Origin of the sequence: Rathayibacter sp. Leaf185 (assembly GCF_001423885.1) — a bacterium.
In the GTDB taxonomy this organism is placed as follows: Bacteria; Actinomycetota; Actinomycetes; order Actinomycetales; family Microbacteriaceae; genus Rathayibacter.
On the sequence record NZ_LMPP01000001.1, the window covers coordinates 168,562 to 186,906 of the forward strand.

Below are 18,345 nucleotides of genomic sequence, written 5' to 3' on the forward strand. Positions count from 1 at the left end.
TAAACGGCGGTCGATCCGGAATCCGGCAGGGGCTCGATCCCGTCGGGTCCGGCCGCCGCGGACAGTAGGATCGGGGGTCATGCCGTCGTCAGCTCGTGATCCCGGGCGCGAGGCGCACCCCTCTCCGTTCGTCGAGATCTCCCGATCCGACTGGGCGGAGCTGGCCCGCAGCACCGAGCTCCCGTTGACCGAGACCGAGGTCGTGCAGCTGCGCGGACTCGGCGACCGGCTGAGTCTCACCGAGGTCGCCGAGGTGTACCTGCCCCTGTCGCGCCTGCTCACGCTGTACGCGGGCGGCGCGCGGCAGCTGCACCGGGCGACGAGCACGTTCCTCGGTGAGCGCGCGCAGGCGACGCCGTTCGTGATCGGAGTCGCCGGCTCGGTCGCGGTGGGCAAGTCGACGATCGCGCGGCTGCTGCGCGAGCTGCTCGCGCGGTGGGACGACACTCCGCGGGTCGAGCTGGTCACCACCGACGGCTTCCTGCTGCCCAACCGCGAGCTCGAGCGCCGCGGGCTGATGGCCCGCAAGGGGTTCCCGGAGTCGTACGACCGCCGGGCGCTGCTGCGCTTCGTCTCGGAGGTGAAGGGCGGCGCCGCGGAGGTGCGCGCGCCGTTCTACTCGCACCTGTCGTACGACATCGTGCCGGACGCCGAGATCGTGGTGCGGCGGCCGGACGTGCTCATCGTGGAGGGGCTGAACGTCCTCCAGCCGCCGGTGCCCGGCCACGGCCTCGCGGTGAGCGACCTCTTCGACTTCACCGTGTACGTCGACGCGCGCACGAGCGACATCGCGCGCTGGTACGAGGAGCGCTTCCTCGCGCTGCAGCAGGGCGCGTTCGCGAATCCGAACTCGTACTTCCACCGCTACGCCGCGCTGACCCCGGACGAGGCGCGCGATCGCGCCCGCGGCATCTGGTCGACCATCAACGAGCCGAACCTCGTGCAGAACGTGCGCCCGACCCGCTCCCGCGCGAGCCTCGTCCTGCGCAAGCAGCCCGACCACTCCGTCTCCTCGGTCCTCCTCCGCAAGATCTGACGCGGGGGCGGCAGCGACCGCCGGCGGGGAGGCCCGGCAGGCTGCAGGTCGAGTCGCCGTTTCAGGAGGAGAGAGACGTCCTAGGCGGACCGCAGTTGAGCGAGGACGACGGCGGCCAGTGACTCCGCGAGCCGGTCGGCCGTCTCCTGCGTCTTCGCCTCTACCATCACGCGCACCATCGGCTCGGTGCCGGAGGGGCGCAGCAGCACCCGGCCGTCGGTGCCGAGCTCGGCCGACGCCTCGGCGATCGCGGCGGCGATGACCTCGTCGTCGTGCACGCCCTCGCGGTCGACTCCGCGGACGTTGACCAGGGTCTGCGGGAACACGCTCATGACCGAGGCCAGCTCGGCGAGCGTCCTCCCCGTGCGCGCCATCTCGGCGGCCAGCTGCAGGCCGGTGAGGACACCGTCGCCGGTCGTGGCGTAGCGGCTCATGATGACGTGGCCCGACTGCTCGCCGCCGAGCGAGTACTCGCCCTCGTTCATCGCCTCAAGGACGTAGCGGTCGCCGACGCCGGTCTGGATGACGCGGATGCCCGCCTCCGCCATCGCGAGCTTCAGCCCGAGGTTGCTCATGACCGTCGCGACGAGGACGTTGTCACGGAGGACTCCGCGCCGGGCCATCGACGTCGCGAGGATCGCCATGATCTGGTCGCCGTCGACGACGCGGCCGTCGGCGTCGACCGCGAGGCAGCGGTCGGCGTCGCCGTCGTGTGCGATGCCGATGTCGGCGCCCGCCGCGCGGACCGCCTCCGCGACGTTGTCGAGGTGGGTCGAGCCCACTCCGTCGTTGATGTTGAGACCGTCGGGATCATTGCCGATCACCGTGACGGTCGCGCCCGCGTCGGTGAAGACGTCGGGCGAGATGCCGGCCGCCGCGCCGTGGGCGCAGTCGATGACGACGTGCAGCCCGTCGAGCCGGGTGCTGCCGAGGGAGCCGAGGAGGTGGACCACGTAGCGGTCCTCGGCGTCGGCGAAGCGGCGGATACGGCCGACGTCGGCCCCGGTCGGTGTGAGCGGCGGGACGCCGAGAGCCGCCTCGATGCGGTTCTCGAGCTCGTCGGGGAGCTTGCGGCCGCCCGCTGCGAAGAACTTGATGCCGTTGTCGGCGGCGGGGTTGTGCGAGGCCGAGATCATCACGCCGAAGTCGGCGCGCTCGTCGGCGATGAGGTACGCGGTGGCGGGCGTCGGGATGACGCCCGCGTCCAGCACGTCGACTCCCGCGCTGGCGAGACCCGCGGCGACCGCCGCTCCGATGAACTGACCGGAGATGCGGGGATCGCGGGCGAGGACGGCGACGGGCCGTCGACCGTCGGCCCGGGCGGCCGCTCCGAGTACACGGGCGGCCGCCTGGGCGAGGCCGAGAGCCAGGTCGGCCGTGACATCGCGATTCGCGAGGCCACGGACGCCGTCGGTTCCGAAAAGGCGCGGCATAGCGCAGACCACTTCTCGAGCTACTGGTCGAGCGGCACAGAGGCCGCCGCGACTAGCGCTTCGAGAACTGGGACGCCTTGCGGGCCTTCTTGAGGCCGGCCTTCTTGCGCTCGATGACGCGAGCGTCGCGGGTGAGGAAGCCGGCCTTCTTCAGGATGGCGCGGTTGTTCTCGCGGTCGATCTCGTTCAGCGCACGCGCGATCGCGAGGCGGAGCGCACCGGCCTGACCGGAGGGGCCGCCACCGGTGATCTTGGCGACCACATCGTAGGAGCCGATCAGGTCGAGGACCTTGAACGGGTCGGTGATGAGCTGCTGGTGCAGCTTGTTGGGGAAGTACTCCGCGAACTCGCGGGCATTGACGGTCAGTCCGCCGGAGCCGGGCACGAGGCGCACGCGGGCGATGGCCTGCTTGCGTCGGCCCACGGCTGCGCCGGAGACGTTGAGGACGGCGCGGGGCGTCGAGGACGCCTCGGGAGCCGTGCTTTCGGTGGAGTAGCTCTCGGGAGCCACGTCGAGCTGGTCTGCGATCTTCGCCACGGTGTAGGTGATCCTTTGTCTTCGAAGTCTGAGGTGTCGGGGAGGGCCGGAGCCTACTGGGCGACCTGGTTGAAAACGTACGCCTGGGGCTGCTGCGCCGCGTGGGGGTGCTCGGAGCCCGTGTAGACCTTCAGCTTGCGCAGCTGCGCACGACCGAGGGAGTTCTTGGGGAGCATGCCGCGGATGGCCTTCTCGACCGCGCGAGCCGGGTTCTTCTCGAGGAGCTCGGCGTACGTGGTGGCCGTGAGGCCGCCCGGGTAGCCGGAGTGGCGGTAGGCCTTCTTCTGGAGGAGCTTCTGACCGGTGAGGGCCACCTTCTCGGCGTTGACGATGATGACGAAGTCGCCCATGTCCATGTGCGGCGCGAAGGTCGCCTTGTGCTTGCCGCGCAGGAGCGCCGCGGCGTGGGTGGCCAGACGGCCGAGCACGACGTCGGATGCGTCGATGACGATCCAGTCGTGCTGGACATCAGCCGGCTTCGGAGAAAAAGTGCGAGTCACGTGAGTGCTGCTTTCTGGTCGGAGTGAGGTGTTCGTGAATCCCGCTCCGTGGCCGTTCGACCCGCGAGGCGGGCGAACCGAACCGGTGGAGGGCTCAACTTCGGGCGCTCGGCACACGGCCGAAAACACCAAGGGTCGACATTACAGCACGGAGCTCATCAGCGGAAGCGCGGTTCCCTGCCTGTGCGCGCGAGTCGCCGTCAGGACGGGTCCAGCTCCAGCGCGGTCAGCGCGTCGCTCGCGAGCTCCTCGAGCGACGCCTGGTCGCCGACGTAGGAGCGCACGGTGATCATCTCGTCGCCGACCAGCACGACCAGGGTCGCGGCCGGATCCGCCGCCGCGTCTGCGCCGCGGTAGAACGCACGATCACCGAGCGTGCTCGAGGCGGCGGAGCCGGACGCCTCCTGCTGCGCGACCGTGTCCTCCGTCGCTCCGGTCAGCGCCTGCAGCGTGAGCGCCGACGGGTTGCCCGCCATCGCCCAGGCACAGCCGTCGGTCTGCTCCGAGGCGGTGACGAAACCGGCGGGGAGCCCGAGCGCGGTCTCGATCGTCTCGACGGGGAGGACCGCGGTGCACTCGAGCGCCCGCGAGGCGGTGGCGGGAGTCGTCTCGACGGGCACGGTCTCGATGGGCACGGTCGCCTCGGGAGCCGGTTCGACCGCGGCCGTGACGGCCGGAGTCGCGACCGGCGCGGGAGTGACCTGCGCGCCCTCGGGGATGTCGATCGTCGACGACGAGCATCCTGCGAGAGCGGCGGCCAGCACCACGATCGGGACGGCGGTGCGGAGGATGCGGATCATGCGAGGTCCTTCCCATCGGTCTCGACCGTAGCCACCGAGCGCTTCGCGCGGGTGGTCACGGCGCGCTCTGCGAGGAAGTCGTCGTCGGGGTAGTCGACCTCGCGCAGGATGAGGCCGCGGGCGGGCATCACCCCGAAGGCGTTCGTCCGGGCGGCGGCGTCGCGCAGCCCCGTGACCTCGGAGGCGTCGAGCTTGCCCAGGCCCACCGCCACGCAAGCGCCCACCAGGGCGCGCACCATGCTGTGGCAGAAGGCGTCGGCACGCAGGTGCGCGTGCAGCACCCCGTCCACGTCGCGCTCCCACTCGAAGTCGAGGAGGCTGCGGATCGTCGTCGCTCCCACTCGCGCCCGGCAGAACGAGGCGTAGTCGTGAAGCCCGAGCAGCGACTGCGCCGCGCGGGCCATCTCCCCCTCGTCGAGCGACTCGGTGATCCAGGTGGTGAAGGTCCGCTCGAGCGGGTGCCGCATCGAGGAGGCATCCGCGAGGCGGTACTCGTAGCGGCGCCACCGCGCGGAGAAGCGGGCGTCGAACCCCTCCGGCGCCGACGAGATCCGGTGCACCGAGACATCGGAGTACTGCCCCAGGTACCCACGCAGACGTCGCTCCAGCGCCGCCGCGGGCAGGAGGGTCTCGTCGGTGGCTCGACGCGGCCCGCTGAGCCGCTGCCACTGCTCGTCCGTCAGGTCGAGGTGCGCCACCTGCGCGCTCGCGTGCACTCCGGCGTCGGTCCTGCCGGCGACGGTGACGACGGGCCGCTCCTCCGATCGCAGGAGCACCGCGAGGGCGTCCTCGAGGACCCCCTGCACCGTCCGCAGGCCGGGCTGCTTGGCCCATCCCGCGAAGTGCGTGCCGTCGTAGGCCAGATCGAGGCGGACGCGGTGAAGCATCCGTCGAGTCTAGGTCGTCGGGTCGGGACCCTCAGGCGACCGGGAGGTCGACGCCGACAGAGGCGAGCACCGAGACCGCCCAGTCGATCAGGGCGCCCTGGTCCCCCACGAACGAGACGATGTGCAGCTCCTGCCCGCCCGCGACGACGGCGAACTCGGACGGAGTCGCCGCGCTGCCCTGCACCCAGTACCCGGCCGTGCCGAGCGGGACGGACACGGCTCCGCGGGAGTCGCCCTCCCCCGTGAAGGTGTCGGTGAGCCGCGCCGGCGTCAAGGACACGACCACCGCGGAGGGGTTGCCCGCGATCGAGTACGTGCAGTCGCCGTCCACGACCGCCGGGGTGGCGGTGCCGCGCGGGAGTCCGACGCGGTCCTCGACCGTGCCGGCCGGAAGTGCCGCGTCGCAGTCGAGCGCGGCCGGCGCGACAGCAGTGGGCGTCGCGGACGCGGCGGGCGTCGCCGGCGGTGCAGCAGCCGATGTCGAGGACGCCGGGGCCGATCCCGCCGAGTCCGGCACGTCGATCACCGCAGCAGACGCGCATCCGCTCAGCAGCAGGACGACGGCGGAGACGAGAACCGGGAGACGCAGGCGCACGGAGCCCCTTCAGGGATCGACGAGGCGGCGGCCCCGGGAGCGCCGGTCGTGACGCGATCGCGATTGCCGAAGGGCAACGTTCACGCCAGCTTAGGTGACGTCTCGCGCCACTCCGGAGACGACGAGAGCCCCCCGTCCCGGTGGGAACGAGGGGCTCTCGAGGAGGGCGCGGGACTACTTGGTCTCGGTGCCGGTCTCCTCGGCGGGAGCGTCCTGAACGGGCGCGTCCTCGACGGGCGCGTCCTGGACGGCCGTCTCATCGGTCGCGGTCTCGTCGACCGTGGTGTCCTCAGCAGGAGCGTCGTCGACCGGGGCGGCGACGGGCGCCGCCGAGCCGGTGCGCGACTTCTTCGCCTTCGGGGTCACGGGCTCGAGGACGAGCTCGATGACGGCCATCGGCGCGTTGTCGCCCTTGCGCGGGCCGATCTTCGTGATGCGGGTGTAGCCGCCCTCACGCTCGGCGACCAGCGGCGCGATCTCGGTGAAGAGCTCGTGAACGACCGACTTGTCGCCGATCGTCGCGAGGACGCGACGACGAGCGTGCAGGTCGCCGCGCTTGGCGAACGTGACGAGACGCTCGGCGAGGGGACGCAGGCGCTTGGCCTTCGTCTCGGTCGTCTTGATGCTCTTGTGCGTGAACAGGGCCGCGGCCAGGTTCGCGAGCATCAGACGCTCGTGTGCGGGACCGCCTCCGAGGCGGGGGCCCTTCGTGGGCTTGGGCATGGGTTTACTCCAGTACTAAAGGGGTGTCAGCAGGTCGATCGCGAAGAGCCGCAGGCTCCGGTTGCGGAGACCTAGATGCTCTCGTCGTCGTAGCTGTAGAAGTGGGCACCGTCGAACCCGGGAACCGAGTCCTTCAGCGACAGGCCCAGCTCGGTCAGCTTCTCCTTGACCTCATCCACCGACTTCTGTCCGAAGTTGCGGATGTTCATGAGCTGCGTCTCCGATAGGGCGACGAGCTCGTTGACGTTGTTGATGCCCTCGCGCTTGAGGCAGTTGTAGCTGCGCACCGAGAGGTCGAGATCCTCGATGGGCATCGACAGCTCGGTCGAGAGGACGGCGTCGACCGGCGCGGGGCCGATCTCGATGCCCTCGGCCGCGTTGTTCAGCTCGCGGGCGAGACCGAACAGCTCGGTCAGCGTGCGACCGGCCGATGCGATGGCGTCGCGGGGCGTGATCGCCGGCTTCGACTCGACGTCGACGACGAGACGGTCGAAGTCGGTGCGCTCACCGGCACGAGTGGCCTCGACGCGGTAGGTGACCTTGAGCACGGGCGAGTAGATCGAGTCGACCGGGATCTGGCCGGCCTCGGAGAACTCGCTGCGGTTCTGGGTCGCCGAGACGTATCCGCGGCCGCGCTCGATGGTGAGCTCGAGCTCGAACTTCGCCTTGTCGTTCAGCGTGGCGATGACGAGCTCCGGGTTGTGGATCTCGACACCGGCCGGAGCCGAGATGTCGGCGGCGGTGACCTGACCGGCGCCCTGCTTGCGCAGGTAGGCGGTGATCGGCTCGTCGTGCTCGGACGAGACGACGAGTCCCTTGATGTTCAGGATGATCTCGGTGACGTCCTCGCGGACACCCGGGACCGTCGTGAACTCGTGCAGCACTCCGTCGATCCGGATGCTGGTGACAGCGGCGCCGGGGATGGAGGACAGCAGGGTGCGACGCAGCGAGTTGCCGAGCGTGTAGCCGAAGCCGGGCTCGAGGGGCTCGATGACGAAGCGGGAACGGAACTCCGAGATGTTCTCCTCGGTGAGCGTCGGGCGCTGTGCGATAAGCACTGATGATTCCTTTCCGTCACGTGTCCGCTATATGACACGTGCGTGTGCGAGGTATGAAGTTGTGAAAGAAATGCGCGATCCGCCGGCCGGCCCCACTCCCCGCCCGAGGGCGGTTCGTGCGGCCGACCGACGGCTGCGAGTGCTGGTGCTAGACGCGACGACGCTTCGGCGGGCGGCACCCGTTGTGCGCCTGCGGAGTGACGTCGTTGATCGAGCCGACCTCGAGGCCTGCGGCCTGGAGCGAGCGGATCGCGGTCTCACGACCGGAACCCGGTCCCTTGACGAAGACGTCGACCTTCTTCATGCCGTGCTCCTGCGCCTGACGCGCAGCCGACTCGGCGGCGAGCTGGGCGGCGAAGGGGGTCGACTTGCGCGAGCCCTTGAAGCCGACTCCACCGGACGAGGCCCAGCTGATGACGGCCCCTGCGGGGTCGGTGATCGAGACGATGGTGTTGTTGAACGTCGACTTGATGTGGGCCTGGCCCACTGCGATGTTCTTCTTCTCCTTGCGGCGCGGCTTGCGCGCGGCCGACTTGGGGGTAGCCAATTCTTTATCTCCTCTAGGTCCGTGTCGCCCGCGTTACTTGCGGCCGGCCTTCTTCTTGCCGGCGACGGTGCGCTTGGGACCCTTGCGGGTGCGAGCGTTCGTCTTGGTGCGCTGTCCACGGACCGGGAGGCCGCGACGGTGGCGGATGCCCTCGTACGAGCCGATCTCGACCTTGCGGCGGATGTCGGCGGCGACCTCGCGGCGGAGGTCTCCCTCCACCTTGTAGTTGCCCTCGATGTAATCGCGGAGCGCGACGAGCTGGTCGTCGGTGAGATCCTTGACGCGGATGTTGCCGTCGATCCCGGTGTCGCTCAGCGTCTTCAGCGCGCTCGTGCGGCCGACACCGTAGATGTAGGTCAGTGCGACCTCCACGCGCTTCTCGCGCGGGATGTCTACTCCTGCCAGACGTGCCATTGTGGCTTCTCCTGTGAGTGAGTGGAGGTGTGATGCAACGTCGGTGCCTCGGCCTCCGACCGAAGGTGTCCTCGCCGTCCATCCCCGTCGCGGGGATGCTGCGCGATTTCTGACGTTGCGATGTGTGGTGCTGTCGTGCTCTCGGGGCGGCGGACCGCCCCTGCGCTCCTACCGGAGCGGCAGATCGATCCCGGTGGGATCAGCCCTGGCGCTGCTTGTGGCGGGGGTTGCTGCTGCAGATGACCATCACGTTGCCGTGGCGGCGGATGATCTTGCAGTGGTCGCAGATGCGCTTGACGCTGGGCTTGACCTTCATTGTTCTTGTCCTTGATTTCGCTGGCCTCGTGCTCCCGGCGGATGCCGGGGCCGTTCCTTACAGAACACGCACTGGGCGAACTTCAGCGGAGCGAACGTCTACTTGTAGCGGTAGACGATCCGGCCGCGGGTCAGGTCGTAGGGGCTCAGCTCCACGATCACCCGGTCCTCGGGGAGGATCCGGATGTAGTGCTGACGCATCTTGCCCGAGATATGGGCGAGAACTTTGTGTCCGTTGGTCAGCTCCACGCGGAACATCGCGTTGGGGAGCGCCTCGACAACCGCACCTTCGATTTCGATGACACCGTCTTTTTTGGCCATAGCCTCACTGTCGTTCGGAAGTAGTGTGTGTACTGGTCGTGCGAATGTTTCCGCGACGATCCACCCCCGGGCGAGTGCCCAGGACGCGGTGCGCGGGCGTGCCGAAGCACACGCAAAACACCAAGGGTCGATACTACGCGAAGACCCGCCTCTCCGCCAGCTCGGGCGTGTCGCCGCAGGGGTGAGCACCGGGAGCACCGCCGTGCGAACCGCGCCTCCGTCGGGGGCCGCCCCGGCGCCGCCTAGGCTTTCCCCGTCACACGGAGGGAGTGCGCATGGCCCGCACGAAGAAGTCGGCACCGAGCGAGCGCCGGTGGTACTCCCATCCGCTGGTCACGGTGGTCGTCGCGATCGTCGTGATCGCCCTCGTGCAGACGTTCTTCGTGAAGGTGTACACCGTGCCCACCGGGTCGATGGAGAACACCCTGCAGGGCGGCGGCTTCTTCGGCGACCGGATCCTGGTCGACCGCACCCTGGCCCTCCAGAGCGAGCCGGAGTCGGGCCAGATCGTCGTCTTCTCCCGCGACGAGCAGTGGGGTGCGACCGACGTGGCCGGCAACCCGCTGTCGGAGGCGGTCAAGTACTTCGGCGACGTCACGAGCATCGGTCCCTCGCACGAGGAGTTCCTCGTCAAGCGCGTGATCGCCGTGGGCGGCCAGACCGTCTCGTGCTGCGACGCCGAGGGGCACGTGCTCGTCGACGGGCAGCCGGTGGACGAGCCCTACGTCTTCGAGGACTTCCCCTTCGGGCCCGGATCGCTCGACTGCACGACCGAGCCCGCGTCGACGCGGTGCTTCCAGGAGTACACCGTCCCCGAGGACACGCTCTTCGTGATGGGCGATCACCGCTCGAACTCGAACGACTCGATGGGCAGCTGCCGCGGCGCTCCCGGCCCCATCGACTCGTGCGTCAAGACGGTGCCGCTCGAGCGCGTCGTCGGCCGGGTCTTCGCGGTCGCCTGGCCGCTCACCCGCTGGCGCCTGTTCTGAGAGCCGCCGAACGCAGAGAACGGACGAGCTCGTCGCCGTGGCGATCGAGCGCGTCCGTTCTCCGGTGCGGTGCGGGCGGCTCAGCCGCGCACGACCGCGACGACCTGCGGGAACAGCGGGTGCTCCGCGGCGAGGCCGGTCACCTCGGCGACGAACTCCTCCGGTGAGAGGGTCGCCAGCTTCTCCTTCAGCTCCACGCTCTGCGGGTCCTCCGGCACGTCGAACCGGAGCGCTGCTCCGATGGCCGCGAGCAGGCCCGACGGAGTGCTCCCGCGCTCGGCGAGCTCGGCCGCGGGGCCGATGAAGCGCTCGTGCCGCGAGAGCTTGCGCAGCGGCTGGCGCCCGACCCGGTCGACCGTGTCGGTCAAGTACGGGTTGGCGAAGCGCTTCAGCGTCTTCTCGAGGTAGGCCTGCTGCTCGGCGTCGCTGAAGCCGTGCTTCTCGACGATCAGCGTCTTGGTGTCCTCCAGGGCGGCCTTCACCGCGTCGTGGACCTCGGGCAGCGCGAGCGCGTCGGAGAGCTTGTGCGCCCCGGCGGCGAAGCCGACGTACGCCGCGGTGGCGTGCCCCGTATTCACCGTGAAGAGCTTGCGCTCGATGAACGGCTCGAGGTCGTCGACCCAGGTCGCTCCGGGCAGGGTCGGCTCGCCGCCCTCGAAGGGCGTGCGGTCGATGACCCACTCGAAGAAGCTCTCGACGGTGACATCGAGGCCCTGACCCGCCTCCTGGTTGGGGACGATGCGGTCGACCGCGGTGTCGGCGAAGACGGCGCGCGAGCGCAGGCGCTCCCACTCGTCGGCGCCGAGGCTCGCCGCGACCTCGGTCTGCAGCAGCCGCGTCGCGTTGATCGCGTTCTCGCACGCCATCACCGCGAGGCGCGGTGCCGACTCCGCACGGGCGGCGAGGCCCTTGGCGATGACGGGCGCCACGAAGCGCAGGATGTTCGGGCCGACGGCCGTCGTGACGATGTCCGCCGAGGCGATCTCGCGCACGAGCGCCTCCTCGTCGGCGGCCGAGTCGATCGCGCGGAAGCGGTCGACCACGTGCGTCGTCGCCTCCTCCCCCACCTCGTGCACCTCGTAGCTGTCGGCGGCCGCGAGCTGGCCGATGAGTCCGGCGTTGACGTCGGCGAAGACGAGCTCGTATCCGGCGCCGTGCAGGATCAGTCCGACGAAGCCGCGACCGATGTTTCCCGCTCCGAAGTGGACGGCGGTCGGCATCAGGAGTTGACCTCGCCCAGCAGGCTGTAGAGAGCCTGCGCGTCGGGGGCGTCGAGGAGCTTCTGCACCTCGTCCTCCTCCGAGAAGATGATCGCGATCTTCGAGAGGATCTCGAGGTGCTCGTTGTTCACGCCGGCGATGCCGACGACGAAGCGCACCTCGTTGCCGTCCCAGTCGATCGGCTGCGCATAGCGGACGAAGGACAGCGCGGAGGAGCGGATCTCGTCCTTCGCGTCGTTCGTGCCGTGCGGGATGGCGAGCAGGTTGCCCATGTAGGTCGAGACGGTGGCCTCACGGGCGAGCATCGCCTCGTGGTACGCGGGGGTGACCGCTCCGACGCCGACGAGCATGTCGGCCGCCTCCTTGATGGCGGTCTCCTTGCTGGTCGCGGTGCCGGAGGCGTTGATCTGTCCGATGGTGAGCACGTCGCTCATGTCTTCTGTCCTTCCGAGGGGGTGGAAAACGGCGAGGGAACCCGCAGGGCCGAGCTTTCGCCCTGTCGCACCCTACGGGTTCCCTCGGAGTGGAGTCCGTACTACTTGCCGTGCTGCTCCGCGACCAGCGAGACGACCTCGTCGTACTTCGGCGAGTTCATGAAGTTGTCGACGGAGACGTGGATCGCGCCCGGGGTGCGCTGGCGGGCGCGCTCGGTGAGCTCGGCCTGGGTGATCACCAGGTCGACGTCGTCCTCGAGGGAGGCGATCGCCTTGTTGGTGACCGTGACGTCCTCGAAGCCCGCCTTCTTCATCTTGTTGCGGAGGACCGAGGCGCCCATCGCGGAGGAGCCCATGCCGGCGTCGCAGGCGAACACGATGTTGCGCACCTGGGTCGCGGTGGTCGTCGCCGAGGCGCCGTCCTGGCCGGTCGCCCCGCTCTGGCCGAGGAGACCAGCGACGGCGCTGTCCTTGCCCTTGTTGGACGAGTTGGCGGCCACGGCGGCGGCGAGCTTGTCGTCGCCGGCCTCCATCGCCTCGAGGTCGCGCTTGCGGCTGCCCCGGATGATGAAGGAGGCGACCAGGAACGACACGGCCATCGACAGGAGCACCGAGAGGATGACTCCGAGATAGCTGTCGCGCGACGTCTGCAGGAGCACCGCGATGATCGATCCGGGCGAGGCAGGAGCGACGAGACCCGAATCGAAGGCGACGTTGGTCGCGACTCCGGTCATGCCGCCGAGGATGACGGCCGCGACCAGCGCGGGCTTCATCAGCACGTAGGGGAAGTAGATCTCGTGGATGCCGCCGACGAAGTGGATCAGTGCGGCGCCGGGGGCGGAACCGCGGGCGATGCCGACTCCGAAGATCGCGAAGGCCAGCAGGACGCCCATGCCGGGGCCGGGGTTCGCCTCGAGGAGGAACAGGTACGACTTGCCCGTCTCCTGCGCCATGACGGTGCCGAGCGGGGTGAGGACGCCCTGGTTGATGGCGTTGTTGAGGAACAGGATCTTGGCCGGCTCGATGAAGATCGAGGTGAGCGGCAGAAGGCCTGCGTTGACGAGGAAGTCGACGCCGTTGCCGAGGACCGCGGTGAGGAACGAGATGATCGGCGCGATGCCGAAGAACGCTCCGAGCGAGAGCAGCATGCCCAGGATTCCGGCCGAGAAGTTGTTGACCAGCATCTCGAAGCCGGGCTTGATCTTGCCGTCCCAGATCGCGTCGACCTTCTTCATCAGCCACGCGGACAGCGGGCCGACGATCATGGCGCCGAGGAACATCGGGATGGTGGCGCCGACGATGACACCCATGGTGGCGATCGAGGCGACCACTCCTCCGCGAGCGCCGTAGACCATGCGGCCGCCGGTGTTCGCGATGAGCAGGGGCAGCAGGTAGGTGATCATCGGGCCGACGAGGCCGATGTACTGCTGGAAGGTGGCGCCGTCCTCGCCTGCGGCGAGGGTGGTGCGGGCACCCTCCCAGCCGATCTGGGCCTGGTCGCCGAAGCCGCCGAGGATGCCGTTGGGCAGCCAGCCCGCGGCGATGAAGAGCGAGGTGATGAGACCCCACGCGATGAAGGCCGCGATGTTCGGCATGACCATCCCCGAGAGGAAGGTGCCGAAGCGCTGGACGTGGACGCGCGCTCCACCGCGCGTCGCCGTCGCTGACGTCGTTGTCATGTGGTGTGTTCTCCGATTTCTTGGGGTGGGAGTCCGGTGGCTCCTGAGGCCGCCGGGTCCCGCGGGACGTGAAGGGTGGTGGTGCTGTGGGGGGTGGTGCTGTGGGGGGTGGTGCTGTCTTCGGGGGACGGTCCCGGGGGACCGTGGTCTAGGAGGAAGCGATCGCCTCGGTCACGGCGGACCGGGCGGCGGCGGCGCTGTCGGCCGCGAGCGCGAGCTCGGCGAAGCGCTTCGCGTCGTCGAGGGTGTGCTCGGCCAGCTCAGCGCGCACGTCGGCGAGAGCGGACGGCGACATCGAGAGGCTCGTCGCGCCGAGACCGACGAGCACGACGGCGAGCAGCGGATCCGCCGCGGCCTCGCCGCAGATGCCGACGGGCTTGCCCAGCGCGGCGCCCGCGCGGCCGACCTCGCCGACGAGGCGGAGGACGGCGGGGTGCCACGGGTCCTGGTACGCCGACACGGTGCCGAGCATCCGGTCGGCCGCGAGGGTGTACTGGGTCAGGTCGTTGGTGCCGATCGACGCGAAGTCGGCGACTCCGAGGATCCGGTCGGCGAGCAGCGCCGAGGAGGGTACCTCGACCATGACGCCGGCGGTGCGGATGCCGAGCTCCTTCGCCATCGCCGTGAAGTAGCGGGTCTCGTCGACGGTCGCCACCATCGGCGCCATGACCCAGAGGTCGGCGTCGGTCGCCGCATCGGCCTGTGCGAGGGCGGTCAGCTGGTCGCGGAGGATCTGCTCGCTGGCGCGGAGCGCACGGAGGCCGCGCAGACCGAGCGCCGGGTTCTCCTCGTGGTTGTCGTTGAGGAACGCGAGCGGCTTGTCGGCGCCGGCGTCGAGCGCGCGGACCACGACCTTGCGGCCGGGGAACGCGGCGAGCAGTCGCGTGTACTGCTCCTGCTGCTCGGCGACCGTCGGCGCCTCCTTCGCGTCGAGGAAGAGGAACTCGGTGCGGAAGAGGCCGACACCCTCCGCTCCCAGCTCGACGGCCTGCTCCGCGCCGTCGGCCGAGCCGAGGTTCGCGAGCAAGGGGACGGCGTGGCCGTCGGCGAGCGCCCCGGGGACGACCGGGGCGGCGAGCATCTCGGCGCGCTGCGCGATGGTCGACTTGGCCTCGCCGATCTCGGAGTCGGAGGGGTTCACGGTCACGACACCGGAGGAGGCGTCGAGGATCACGAGCTGGCCGTCGCGCAGATCGAGCGCGCCGCTCGTGCCGACGATGGCGGTGATCGACTTCTCGCGGGCGAGGATCGCGGTGTGGGAGGTCGGGCCTCCGTCGCTCGTGATGAGCCCGAGGACCTTGTCGAGGTCGAGCAGCGCGGTGTCGGCCGGAGCGAGATCGCGGGCGACGAGCACGAACGGCTCGTCCGACTCCGGGACACCCGGAGCGGCGACGCCGCGGAGGTGCGCCACGACCCGCTGCGACACGTCGTCGAGGTCGGTGGCGCGCTCGGCCATGTAGCCGCCCATCGCCACGAGCAGGTCACGGAAGCCCGCGAACGCCTCGTGCACCGCGCGCTCGGCGGTCTTGCCGCCGGCGATCCGCGCCTTGACATCGTCGGCCAGCGACGGGTCCTCGGCCATCAGTGCCTGGGCGTCGAGGACGTCCTTCGCCGAGCCGCCCGCGCGCTCACCGCGGTGGCGGATGGTCGCGGCGGTCGCCGACAGCGACGAGACCGCGCGCTCCTCCTCCTGGACGGCCGAGCGCGTGCTCGTGACGTCCTCGGGCTCGGGCAGCGGGTCGGGCATGCGCAGGATGGGCCCGAGGGCCAGGCCGCGCCCGACACCGGTGCCCTGCAGCTTCGCGGAGGCGTAGGCGGTCGAGGGAGTGGACAGCGTCATGAGTGCTCGGTTCCTGTCGTTCGGTCTCGTCAATGAGACGGGGAGCGGGGTGTCGAGTGGGGGTGGTCGCACGCGACCGGGAGTGGCGCTGACATCCTCAGCGCCGGGACTCAGGCGTCGTGGTCGGTGGTGAGGAACTCAGCCAGCTCGTCCAGCACGGCCTGCTCGTTGTCGCCCTCGACGGTGAGGGTGAGGTCGTCACCGTGCTCGATGCCGAGCGAGATGATCCCGAGGATCGAGGCGGCGTTGACCGCGGTCGACTCGCCCTTCTTGACGAGGACCTTCTGGCCCGATTTCGCCGCGGCCTGGCTGAACAGCGAGGCGGGGCGGGCGTGGAGGCCCTTCGAGGATGCGACCTGAATCGTGCGCTCGACCATGAACGTGTCTCCTTGGAATCTGCGGTCGCCGTGACCGCGTCAGTGGTGCCCGGAGTCGGGCTCGGCACCCGGGAGTGCCGTCTGGACGGAGGTGTCCCCGCCCGATTCCGCCGCGACCGCGCGAGCGGACAGGAGGATCGGGAGGGTATCGAGCACGGCATCGGCACCGTGCCCTCCGAAGACGTCGTGTGGGAGGAGAGCCGCCCCGACTCCCACGCGCGCCGCCTGGTGGCGGAGCTCGTCGAACCGGGACTCGAGATGAGGACCCACGAGGAGCAGATCGGATCCCGGGAGGGAGTCCGCCAGCCCCGGGAGGCTCTCGGACCGGAACGAGGCGGTGATGCCCCGCTCCTTCGCGCCCGCTCGCAGCCGGTGGGCCAGGAACGTGCTCGACGCGCCTGCGCCGCAGACGATCAGAATCTTCTGCACCACGTCCGCCTCCTCGCGCCCGGGCCTGCCTCACTGCACAACGTCTTCATTGAAGCATCACGAAGGTGGCGGCCACCCGCCCCGCAGACAATCTTCCGCGGGGCAGGAAGCACGGATTCCCCGCCGTCGGCGCGGGGGTCCCCCGCGCCGCGCCGAGATGATTGACTGCGGGGACGACGACTCGCGGATCCTGCGAGGAGCGGGGCGGTGGCGCTTCTCGCGACGAACCGATCCGCACGCCTGGAGCTCTGGATGCCTGACAACCGCGAACGCCTGCTCGAGTACCTCTCGCGCGCGGACGGCTGGGTGACGGCGCACGAGCTCGCCGACCGGCTCGGAGTGACCACGAGGAGCGTCCGCAGCTACGTCACCGCGGTCAAGGCGCAGGCCGCCCCGCTCGAGCCCGTCGAGTCCTCGGCGAACGGCTACCGGCTCGCTCGCGACGCCTACGCGGCGTTCGTCGAGGCCCAGCGCCTGCGCGAGGTCGAGCCCGACACCCCCCGCGACCGGCTTTACAGCATCGTCCGGCGCCTGGTCGACTCCGACGACGGACTCGACGTGGTCGCGCTTGCCGCGGCGCTGTCGGTCAGCGAGTCGACGGTCGAGGCGGATCTGCGCCGCGTGAAGACCCTCGCCGACGAGGCAGGCCTCGCCCTCGCGCGTCGTGCCTCCTCCGTGCGTCTCGAGGGCAGCGAAGAAGCACGCCGGAGGCTCATCTCGCGGATGTTCCGCGACGAGAGCGCCCAGGGTGTCTTCACCCTCGACGACGTGCAACGCGAGTTCGCCTCGCCCGGGCTGGGCGCCTTCAAGACCGAGCTGCTCGCGGCGCTCGAGACGCGCGGCTACTACATCAACGACTACGGCGTGAACAGCGTGCTCCTGCACATCGCCATCGCCGTCGACCGCGTCTCGCGCGGCATCGGCGACCCCTCGGGCGCCCGCCCCTCCCCCGCCGTCCACGGCGAGCTCGCAGCCGTGCTGGCCGAGCTGGTCGAGCGGCACTTCGCCACCCGCCTGACCGATGCGGAGCTGGCGCAGCTCGCGATCCTGATGACGACCCGCGTCGCTACTCCGGGACAGAACGAGCCCGTCGCCACCGTCGTCGAGAACTACGTCGACCCCGCCGACCTCGCCGTCGTGCGCGAGCTCGTCGCCGAGGTGAACAGCGAGTACCTCGTCGACCTCGACGACGAGGGCTTCATCGTCCGCCTCGCCCTGCACGTGCGCAACCTGATCGCTCGCGCGTCCGAGGGCGGTTACTCCCGCAACCCGCTGACCCGCTCCATCAAGACCAGCTTCCCGATGACCTACGAGATCGCCGTGTTCCTCGCGAGCGGGCTGCAGCGTCGCCGCGGCATCGTGGTCAACGAGGACGAGATCGCCTACATCGCTCTGCACGTCGGCTCGTTCCTCGAGCGGGTCTCGCGCCGCGAGGAGCGCCTCTCGTGCGTGATCGTCTGCCCGAACTACTACGACCTCGCGCACATGCTCCGCCTGCGGGTCGAGCGCTCGCTCGGCACCGAGGTCGAGGTGCGCTCGCTCATCACGCGGAGCGACGTCGACTGGGACCGCCTCACCGCCGACATCGTCATCACGACCATCGACGAGCGGACCTACTCCGACGAGGTCGTCGTCGTGCAGCCGTTCCTCACCGATCACGATGTGGAGGCGGTGCGCCGTGCCATCGCCCGCGTCCGCCGTCACCGCCGCCGCGCCCAGATCAAGGACGAGCTGCTGCAGTTCTTCGACGGGGCTCTGTTCTTCCGCAACCTGCACGCGCGCGACGAGTCGGCCATGATCCGCCTCCTCGGCGAGCGGATGATCGCCCAGGGCATCATCGACGAGGACTACGTCGACGGTGCCATCGAGCGCGAGCGTATGAGCTCCACGGCGTTCACCGACAACCTCGCCGTCCCGCACGCGATGGCGATGAGCGCCGAGCGCACCTCGATCGCGATCGTCGTGAACGACGTGCCCATGGAGTGGGGCGAGCAGCGCGTCAACGTGATCGCGATGATCGCGTTCGCCTCGGCCGGCCGCAGCACCTTCCAGTCGGTCTTCGACCAGTTCGTCGAGGTCTTCGCCGAGCGCGCCGAGGTGCAGCGCCTGATCCGCCGCTCCACCGACTTCACCAGCTTCATCGAAGAGCTGGTCCGCGTCTTCGACAGCTGACCGCTCACGCTCCTCCTCCTGCGGGGGATCGGGAGGGT

21 protein-coding genes are annotated in these 18,345 nt (G+C 69.8%); 3 read left to right on the forward strand and 18 right to left on the reverse strand.

Annotated features, from left to right (window positions below; genetic code table 11):
* Window positions 1-79 precede the first annotated feature (79 nt).
* Window positions 80-1,036: a type I pantothenate kinase gene (coaA, locus tag ASG06_RS00860; protein WP_056037233.1), complete on the forward strand. Its 957-nt coding sequence runs from the start codon at window positions 80-82 to the stop codon at window positions 1,034-1,036.
* Between the two features lie 80 nt (window positions 1,037-1,116).
* Here coaA and glmM read toward each other — a convergent pair whose 3' ends face one another.
* The 12 genes from glmM to infA form a co-directional block, all read right to left on the reverse strand.
* The gene (gene glmM / locus ASG06_RS00865) at window positions 1,117-2,469 is read right to left on the reverse strand and encodes a phosphoglucosamine mutase (RefSeq protein WP_056037235.1); all 1,353 of its coding nucleotides are present in this window, start codon (window positions 2,467-2,469) and stop codon (window positions 1,117-1,119) included.
* Between the two features lie 52 nt (window positions 2,470-2,521).
* The gene (rpsI, locus tag ASG06_RS00870) at window positions 2,522-3,007 is read right to left on the reverse strand and encodes a 30S ribosomal protein S9 (protein WP_056037238.1); all 486 of its coding nucleotides are present in this window, start codon (window positions 3,005-3,007) and stop codon (window positions 2,522-2,524) included.
* 53 nt (window positions 3,008-3,060) lie between these two features.
* Window positions 3,061-3,507, reverse strand: a complete 447-nt coding sequence (gene rplM / locus ASG06_RS00875; protein WP_056037241.1) for a 50S ribosomal protein L13 — start codon at window positions 3,505-3,507, stop codon at window positions 3,061-3,063.
* A gap of 200 nt (window positions 3,508-3,707) precedes the next feature.
* Window positions 3,708-4,307, reverse strand: coding sequence for a hypothetical protein (locus ASG06_RS00880; protein WP_056037244.1), 600 nt, complete (start codon window positions 4,305-4,307; stop codon window positions 3,708-3,710).
* The gene (gene truA / locus ASG06_RS00885; RefSeq protein ID WP_056037246.1) at window positions 4,304-5,194 is read right to left on the reverse strand and encodes a tRNA pseudouridine(38-40) synthase TruA; all 891 of its coding nucleotides are present in this window, start codon (window positions 5,192-5,194) and stop codon (window positions 4,304-4,306) included. Before truA ends, ASG06_RS00880 begins: the two co-directional genes overlap by 4 nt.
* 31 nt (window positions 5,195-5,225) lie before the next feature.
* Window positions 5,226-5,789, reverse strand: coding sequence for a hypothetical protein (locus ASG06_RS00890; protein ID WP_056037249.1), 564 nt, complete (start codon window positions 5,787-5,789; stop codon window positions 5,226-5,228).
* 174 nt (window positions 5,790-5,963) lie between these two features.
* On the reverse strand, window positions 5,964-6,512 hold the full coding sequence (gene rplQ / locus ASG06_RS00895) for a 50S ribosomal protein L17 (protein ID WP_056037254.1): 549 nt from the start codon (window positions 6,510-6,512) through the stop codon (window positions 5,964-5,966).
* A 71-nt stretch (window positions 6,513-6,583) separates the two neighbouring features.
* On the reverse strand, window positions 6,584-7,570 hold the full coding sequence (locus ASG06_RS00900) for a DNA-directed RNA polymerase subunit alpha (RefSeq protein ID WP_055787173.1): 987 nt from the start codon (window positions 7,568-7,570) through the stop codon (window positions 6,584-6,586).
* A gap of 148 nt (window positions 7,571-7,718) precedes the next feature.
* The gene (gene rpsK / locus ASG06_RS00905) at window positions 7,719-8,117 is read right to left on the reverse strand and encodes a 30S ribosomal protein S11 (protein WP_056037257.1); all 399 of its coding nucleotides are present in this window, start codon (window positions 8,115-8,117) and stop codon (window positions 7,719-7,721) included.
* A gap of 33 nt (window positions 8,118-8,150) precedes the next feature.
* Complete coding sequence (gene rpsM, locus ASG06_RS00910) at window positions 8,151-8,531, reverse strand: 30S ribosomal protein S13 (protein WP_056037260.1); 381 nt, start codon at window positions 8,529-8,531, stop codon at window positions 8,151-8,153.
* A gap of 199 nt (window positions 8,532-8,730) precedes the next feature.
* Entirely contained in the window at window positions 8,731-8,847 is a 117-nt protein-coding gene (gene rpmJ, locus ASG06_RS00915) for a 50S ribosomal protein L36 (RefSeq protein WP_056037261.1), read from the reverse strand.
* Between the two features lie 98 nt (window positions 8,848-8,945).
* Window positions 8,946-9,167 carry a translation initiation factor IF-1 gene (gene infA / locus ASG06_RS00920; RefSeq protein ID WP_022883252.1) on the reverse strand — a complete coding sequence of 74 codons (222 nt, stop codon included), beginning with the start codon at window positions 9,165-9,167 and terminating at the stop codon, window positions 8,946-8,948.
* Between the two features lie 275 nt (window positions 9,168-9,442).
* Here infA and lepB point away from each other — a divergent pair, with 275 nt between their 5' ends.
* The gene (lepB, locus tag ASG06_RS00925; protein WP_056037264.1) at window positions 9,443-10,156 is read left to right on the forward strand and encodes a signal peptidase I; all 714 of its coding nucleotides are present in this window, start codon (window positions 9,443-9,445) and stop codon (window positions 10,154-10,156) included.
* A gap of 80 nt (window positions 10,157-10,236) precedes the next feature.
* Here the strand turns inward: lepB and ASG06_RS00930 are convergent, their stop codons facing one another.
* The 6 genes from ASG06_RS00930 to ASG06_RS00955 form a co-directional block, all read right to left on the reverse strand.
* Window positions 10,237-11,376 (reverse strand): mannitol-1-phosphate 5-dehydrogenase, encoded by a 1,140-nt coding sequence (locus ASG06_RS00930; protein WP_056037267.1) that lies wholly within the window; start codon window positions 11,374-11,376, stop codon window positions 10,237-10,239.
* Complete coding sequence (locus ASG06_RS00935; RefSeq protein ID WP_056037270.1) at window positions 11,376-11,810, reverse strand: PTS sugar transporter subunit IIA; 435 nt, start codon at window positions 11,808-11,810, stop codon at window positions 11,376-11,378. The genes ASG06_RS00930 and ASG06_RS00935 overlap by 1 nt, the downstream gene beginning before the upstream one ends.
* Window positions 11,811-11,911: 101 nt before the next feature.
* Complete coding sequence (locus ASG06_RS00940) at window positions 11,912-13,489, reverse strand: PTS mannitol transporter subunit IICB (protein WP_056037274.1); 1,578 nt, start codon at window positions 13,487-13,489, stop codon at window positions 11,912-11,914.
* A gap of 148 nt (window positions 13,490-13,637) precedes the next feature.
* A complete protein-coding gene (ptsP, locus tag ASG06_RS00945; protein WP_056040305.1) occupies window positions 13,638-15,236 on the reverse strand; it encodes a phosphoenolpyruvate--protein phosphotransferase in 1,599 nt (532 codons plus the stop codon).
* A gap of 203 nt (window positions 15,237-15,439) precedes the next feature.
* The gene (locus ASG06_RS00950; protein ID WP_056037277.1) at window positions 15,440-15,706 is read right to left on the reverse strand and encodes an HPr family phosphocarrier protein; all 267 of its coding nucleotides are present in this window, start codon (window positions 15,704-15,706) and stop codon (window positions 15,440-15,442) included.
* Between the two features lie 39 nt (window positions 15,707-15,745).
* Window positions 15,746-16,138, reverse strand: a complete 393-nt coding sequence (locus ASG06_RS00955; protein ID WP_056037282.1) for a PTS sugar transporter subunit IIB — start codon at window positions 16,136-16,138, stop codon at window positions 15,746-15,748.
* A gap of 249 nt (window positions 16,139-16,387) precedes the next feature.
* Between ASG06_RS00955 and ASG06_RS00960 the strand changes: the two genes are divergently transcribed.
* Window positions 16,388-18,307 (forward strand): BglG family transcription antiterminator, encoded by a 1,920-nt coding sequence (locus ASG06_RS00960; RefSeq protein WP_056040308.1) that lies wholly within the window; start codon window positions 16,388-16,390, stop codon window positions 18,305-18,307.
* Window positions 18,308-18,345: the final 38 nt, after the last annotated feature.